This is a genomic window from Shimwellia blattae DSM 4481 = NBRC 105725, from assembly GCF_000262305.1.
Taxonomy (GTDB): Bacteria; Pseudomonadota; Gammaproteobacteria; order Enterobacterales; family Enterobacteriaceae; genus Shimwellia; species Shimwellia blattae.
In genome coordinates this window covers 4,152,338-4,158,725 of the sequence record NC_017910.1, presented here as the reverse complement: position 1 = coordinate 4,158,725, position 6,388 = coordinate 4,152,338, and the positions used below count along the sequence as shown (strand labels likewise).

Annotated in this window: 7 protein-coding genes; all 7 read left to right on the top strand. The window is 56.0% G+C overall.

Translation table 11 applies throughout. The features are described 5' to 3' along the window. The first annotated feature begins 762 nt into the window (after nt 1–762). The 7 genes from rpmH (at nt 763) to EBL_RS19425 (ending at nt 6,361) form a co-directional block, all read left to right on the top strand. Entirely contained in the window at nt 763–906 is a 144-nt protein-coding gene (rpmH, locus tag EBL_RS20235; RefSeq protein WP_002443734.1) for a 50S ribosomal protein L34, read from the top strand. 15 nt (nt 907–921) lie between these two features. Next, the gene (gene rnpA, locus EBL_RS20230) at nt 922–1,281 is read left to right on the top strand and encodes a ribonuclease P protein component (protein WP_002443732.1); all 360 of its coding nucleotides are present in this window, start codon (nt 922–924) and stop codon (nt 1,279–1,281) included. Then, nucleotides 1,245–1,502: a membrane protein insertion efficiency factor YidD gene (gene yidD / locus EBL_RS20225; protein WP_071840844.1), complete on the top strand. Its 258-nt coding sequence runs from the start codon at nt 1,245–1,247 to the stop codon at nt 1,500–1,502. The genes rnpA and yidD overlap by 37 nt, the downstream gene beginning before the upstream one ends. Nucleotides 1,503–1,504: 2 nt before the next feature. Continuing rightward, entirely contained in the window at nt 1,505–3,148 is a 1,644-nt protein-coding gene (gene yidC / locus EBL_RS19440) for a membrane protein insertase YidC (protein ID WP_002443730.1), read from the top strand. A 107-nt stretch (nt 3,149–3,255) separates the two neighbouring features. Beyond that, complete coding sequence (gene mnmE / locus EBL_RS19435) at nt 3,256–4,620, top strand: tRNA uridine-5-carboxymethylaminomethyl(34) synthesis GTPase MnmE (protein WP_002443728.1); 1,365 nt, start codon at nt 3,256–3,258, stop codon at nt 4,618–4,620. 343 nt (nt 4,621–4,963) lie between these two features. After that, the gene (locus tag EBL_RS19430; protein ID WP_002443726.1) at nt 4,964–5,707 is read left to right on the top strand and encodes a 4'-phosphopantetheinyl transferase family protein; all 744 of its coding nucleotides are present in this window, start codon (nt 4,964–4,966) and stop codon (nt 5,705–5,707) included. 87 nt (nt 5,708–5,794) lie between these two features. Beyond that, a complete protein-coding gene (locus EBL_RS19425; RefSeq protein WP_002443724.1) occupies nt 5,795–6,361 on the top strand; it encodes an NADPH-dependent FMN reductase in 567 nt (188 codons plus the stop codon). The last annotated feature ends 27 nt before the right edge of the window (nt 6,362–6,388 follow it).

Below are 6,388 nucleotides of genomic sequence, written 5' to 3'. Positions count from 1 at the left end.
CTCAGTTCCGCCTGTAGGGGGCGTATCCACATACTGAATTCTGTGGCTGGTAACTCATCCTGCAATCGGGCAAGACACTGCTGCCAAAGCGAAAGTGACACGGCGGACTCCACTCAAACTAAAGTCGATAAAATGACGAAGACAGATTTATTCATGATTGTTGGCACACGCTGACAAGCCCGGACCGGGTAGCGTGCGAACCGCTATCTACGGTTTCCCCGACGCATAAAAGATCCCCGGGATGCATGATCGGGACCGCGGATCATAGCCTAAAGTTCGCCAGAGATCTTCTGTTTCTCACAGATTCTTCCCGATTTATCCACAGGGCGGGATCGGAACGACTTAGTGTAAACGATCCTCTGGCTAAAACAGCACCGTTTCCGGTGAATATTGGAAAAATTAATGATCCCGGATAACAATAGTCAGTATCGATCCCGGGGAAGATCCCGGATGATCCTTGCGCTTTGTCGAGGAGTGCTTATAATTCCCCACCCGGCATAGCTATGCGGTGAACGCTGGTATGTTGTACTCCCCGGAATCTGCGTTGCGGTTGTGGTTGCCAGGCCGGCACATTTCTGTGTCTGCTGAGGGTTCGACTGCCTGAAATATCCAGGTTAAATCGGGGAAGTGAATTGACTCCGGAGTGTACAATTATTACAATCCGGCCTCTTTAATCAGCCACACTGAGTCGTATGTCAGGCGATTATTCGCACAGATATATGCATAACCCAGTGAATTTATTCAAGTTTAGGTAGAAACGCCATGAAACGCACTTTTCAACCGTCTGTACTGAAGCGCAACCGTTCTCACGGCTTCCGTGCTCGTATGGCCACCAAAAATGGTCGTCAGGTTCTGGCACGTCGTCGTGCTAAAGGCCGTAGTCGTCTGACCGTTGCTTCTAAGTAATAAGCTAATCCCTGAGTGGTGAAGCTCGCTTTTCCCAGGGAGTTACGTTTGTTAACTCCCACTCATTTCACATATGTCTTCCAGCAGCCAATGCGTGCTGGCTCGCCGCACATTACCATCCTCGGCCGCCAGAATGAGCTGGGGCATCCCCGTATCGGTCTTACCGTCGCCAAGAAAAACGTGAAACGCGCCCACGAACGCAACCGGATAAAACGTCTGACGCGGGAAAGTTTCCGTTTGCGTCAGCATGAGCTTCCGGCAATGGATTTCGTGGTGGTGGCAAAGAAAGGGGTTGCTGGCCTGGACAATCAGGCGCTTACTGAGGCACTGGACAAACTATGGCGTCGCCATTGTCGTCTGGCTCGCGGATCCTGATAGCCCTTATCCGGGTATATCAAAAGTGTATCAGTCCGCTTCTGGGACCCCATTGCCGCTTCACTCCAACGTGTTCACACTACGGAATTGAGGCATTGCGCAGGTTTGGCGTGCTAAAAGGCAGTTGGTTGACAGTGAAACGCGTATTAAAATGCCACCCTTTACACCCTGGTGGTGACGACCCGGTCCCGCCTGGACCTTTTGATACCAGAGAACACTAACGATGGATTCGCAACGCAATCTCCTTATCATCGCTTTGTTGTTCGTGTCTTTCATGATCTGGCAAGCCTGGGAGCAGGATCACGCTCCACAACCACAGGCCCAGCAGAGCACGCAGACTACGACGACCTCCGCGGGTAATTCCGCAGACCAGGGCGTTCCTGCCAGTGGTCAGGGCAAAACTATTACAGTAAAAACTGACGTCCTTGAGCTGACTATCAACACCCGTGGTGGTGATGTCGAACAGGCATTGCTGCTGACCTATCCGAAAGCGCTGGGTTCTGACAGCCCGTTTGAGCTGCTGGAAACCAAGCCAGACTTTATCTATCAGGCACAAAGCGGCCTGACTGGTCGTGATGGCCCGGACAACCCGGCAAACGGCCCGCGCCCGCAGTATAACGTGGCACAAGATACCTTCACCCTGGCCGATGGTCAGAATGAACTGGCTATCCCGATGAGCTACACCGACGCCGCCGGCAACACCTTCACCAAAACTTTCACCCTGAAACGCGGTGAATTTGCGGTGAACGTGGGCTACAGCGTACAAAACGCCGGGGCGAAGCCGCTGGAGCTCTCCGCCTTTGGTCAGCTGAAGCAGACCATGCAACTGCCTGGCGAGCGCGATACCGGCAGCAACAACTTTGCACTGCATACTTTCCGTGGTGCGGCGTACTCCACGCCGGACGAAAAGTATGAAAAATACAAATTCGACAACATTGCCGATGGCGACAACCTGAACCTGTCCTCTAAAGGCGGCTGGGTTGCCATGCTGCAGCAGTACTTCGCCACCGCGTGGGTTCCGCGTGATGACATCACCAGTAACTTCTACACTGTCAATCTGGGTAACGGTGTCGGCGCTATCGGTTATAAATCCGCACCGGTACTGGTACAGCCTGGTCAGACATCACAGCTGAGCAGCACCCTGTGGGTTGGCCCGGAAATTCAGGACAAGATGGCCGCTGTGGCGCCGCACCTGGATCTGACCGTTGACTACGGCTGGCTGTGGTTTATCTCTCAGCCGCTGTTTAAACTGCTGAAGTTTATCCACAGCTTCCTGGGTAACTGGGGCTTCTCTATCATCGTTATCACCTTTATCGTCCGTGGTATCATGTACCCGCTGACCAAAGCGCAGTACACCTCCATGGCGAAGATGCGCATGCTGCAGCCGAAGATTCAGGCCATGCGTGAGCGTTTAGGTGACGACAAGCAGCGCATCAGCCAGGAAATGATGGCGATGTACAAAGCGGAAAAAGTGAACCCGCTGGGTGGCTGCTTCCCGCTGCTGATTCAGATGCCTATCTTCCTGGCACTGTATTACATGCTGATGGGCTCTGTTGAACTGCGTCACGCGCCGTTCGCCCTGTGGATCCATGACCTGTCCGCCCAGGACCCGTACTACATCCTGCCTATCCTGATGGGTGTGACGATGTTCTTCATTCAGAAGATGTCGCCGACCACCGTGACGGACCCGATGCAGCAGAAGATAATGACCTTTATGCCGGTTATCTTCACGGTGTTCTTCCTGTGGTTCCCGTCCGGTCTGGTGCTGTACTATATCGTCAGCAACCTGGTGACCATTATTCAGCAGCAGCTGATCTACCGCGGTCTGGAAAAACGTGGCCTGCACAGCCGCGAGAAAAAATCCTGATAGCGTAGTCAGTTAGCGCAGCGTTAAGAAGGCGGTCATATGACCGCCTTCTTTGTTTTCGGCGGGCCTGCCGCCAGAGTTAACCTTATTCAGGCAGAGAAATACTCATGAGCCATAACGACACTATCGTTGCCCAGGCAACGCCTCCCGGCCGTGGCGGGGTTGGTATTCTGCGCGTCTCCGGCCGACAGGCCAGCGACGTCGCCCGGGCGGTACTCGGTAAACTCCCGAAACCGCGCTACGCCGACTATCTTCCCTTCCGGGACGCAGACGGCAGCACCCTGGATCAGGGGATTGCGCTGTGGTTCCCGGGGCCAAACTCGTTTACGGGCGAAGACGTGCTTGAGCTACAGGGCCACGGCGGCCCGGTGATCCTCGATCTGCTGTTAAAACGTATCCTGACCCTGCCCGGCCTGCGTATTGCCCGCCCGGGGGAGTTCTCCGAACGGGCGTTCCTCAACGATAAGCTGGATCTCGCCCAGGCGGAGGCCATTGCCGATCTGATAGACGCCAGCTCAGAGCAGGCAGCCCGCTCGGCGGTGAACTCGCTCCAGGGGGCATTCTCCGGCCGGGTCAATGAATTAGTGGAAGCACTCACTCACCTGCGCATCTATGTGGAAGCGGCGATCGACTTCCCGGATGAGGAGATAGACTTCCTGTCTGACGGCAAAATCGAAGCCGGGCTCAACGCGGTGATCGCAAGCCTGGACACGGTACGCGCCGAAGCGCGCCAGGGCAGCCTGCTGCGCGAAGGCATGAAAGTGGTGATTGCCGGGCGCCCGAACGCCGGGAAATCCAGCCTGCTGAACGCCCTGGCCGGCCGCGATGCCGCCATTGTGACCGATATCGCCGGGACTACCCGTGACGTGCTGCGTGAGCATATCCACATTGACGGGATGCCGCTGCATATCATCGACACCGCCGGGCTGCGCGAGGCCAGCGACGAAGTGGAGCGTATCGGTATCGAGCGGGCCTGGCAGGAGATTGAACAGGCGGACCGGGTGCTGTTTATGGTGGATGGCACCACCACAGACGCCACCAGCCCGGCGGCTATCTGGCCCGATTTTGTCGCCCGCCTGCCGGATACCCTACCGCTGACCGTGGTGCGTAACAAAGCCGACATTACCGGCGAACCTCTGGGGCTGACGGAAGTAAATGGTCACTCACTGGTGCGACTCTCCGCCCGGACCGGGGAGGGTGTGGATATTCTGCGCGACCACCTGAAACAGAGCATGGGCTTTGAAACCAGCATGGAAGGTGGCTTTCTGGCCCGCCGCCGCCACCTTCAGGCACTGGAGCTGGCCGCGGTTCATTTGCAACAGGGCAAAGACCAGTTGCTCGGCGCCCGCGCCGGGGAGCTGCTGGCAGAGGACTTACGCCAGGCCCAGCAGGCGCTGAGCGAGATCACCGGCGCATTCACCTCTGACGATCTGCTGGGGCGGATTTTCTCCAGCTTTTGCATCGGGAAGTAACCGGTTGTGGGGGGCCTGCCCCCCACAATTCACCGTCACATATTTGCAACATTTCGCTACCGCTATCTATAATTCACCACTGATCGGCGATTCAGTTACAACAACACATCATTGTTATTAAACTGTTTGCCTATTTTGCGAACTGCCTCACAAGTCAATAAATCAATTAAAAACAAACAGATAAAAGTATCTTTACACTTTAGCGGCCTGCGGAAGCATTTGACCAGTAAAAATAAGCGGCTAATCCGGGTATGATGCCGTTTCCGCGAGCCGTTAACACATGGAGCGTTTCGGTTAGCGTCAGAGGATCTTGCAAGCAGTAGTCATATTCATGGAGGACAACATGGCGACATATTTTGCACGGGGAATTATTAACCCCAACAATCTGACTTCAGTACGGCTCCCCGCCTCTGTTCACCAGTTTGCCCGCAGCCTTCCTGAGCACCGCAGCACCCGGTATATCGCCTCACGCGCCCTGCTGGCGGAGCTGATGTTCATGCTGTATGGCACCAGCAAACTCCCTGACATTATCAGCGATCAGCACGGTCGCCCCTGCTTTGCCGATCCCTCCCTGCCGGACTTTTCCATCTCTTACGCCGGGAATATTGTCGGTATCGCCTTAACCCCCAGTGGCCGCTGCGGGCTGGATATCGCTATTCAGCGCCCCTCCCGGCGGCTGGCCCACCAGCCAGACGCAACCAGTAACCCGTTCAGCAGTAGCGAGAATACCTGGATTAACAATCAGCGCGATCCTCAGGAGGCGCGGTTACAGCTGGAGACCCTGCGCTGCAGTATCAATAAGCTCACCGGCTGTAGCGCCAGCGCCGGAAGCGATATCCGCCTGTTCCCCGGGGCCGGGCGCCTGCGGGCCAGCTATGTACCGGGTATTGAAGCGGTCTGCGACATTGAAGATGTGCTGGTGTGGGCGGTCAGCACCACCAGCCTTATCGACGCATTAACACTCTGGGAGTTTGATAATCGCCACGGCTGGCGTAATCTGCCTGATGTTCAGGCGCGATTACGTAGCCCTGAAGGCCGGATAATGCGCTTTTCCAGCATGCCGACAGAGAAAGCGCTGGCCCCCTGATCCACTGGCATAACCGCAAAATCCCCAACGCCAGCAGTGAAGGTGCCCCAGCGATGACTTAACGGCGATTTCAACCAAGGAGTCTCTATGTCTGAAACGTTACGCGTAGCCACATTACTGGGTAGTCTGCGCAAAGACTCATTTAATGGCATGGTTGCCAGAACCTTACCCCAGATTGCCCCGGCAGGAATGCAGGTTTCAGCGCTGCCCTCGATTCGGGATATTCCGCTTTATGACGCGGATCTGCAGCAGGATGAGGGCGTTCCGGCAGCGGTAACCGCACTGGCCGATCAGATCCGCGCCGCTGACGGTGTGGTTATCGTGACACCGGAATATAACTACTCCGTGCCGGGCGGGCTGAAAAACGCCATTGACTGGCTCTCCCGTCTGCCGGATCAGCCCCTGGCCGGTAAACCGGTACTTATCCAGACCAGTTCCATGGGGGCCATTGGCGGCGCCCGCTGCCAGTATCATCTGCGCCAGATCCTGGTCTTCCTCGATGCGATGGTGATGAACAAGCCGGAGTTTATGGGGGGTGTTATCCAGAATAAGGTCGATACCCAGCGTGGTGTGGTGGTTGATCAGGGCACCCTGGACCACCTGACCGGCCAGCTCACCGCCTTTGCTGCTTATATTCAGCGCGTCAGAGATTAATACCGCTATACTACTGTGCGGGGTCGC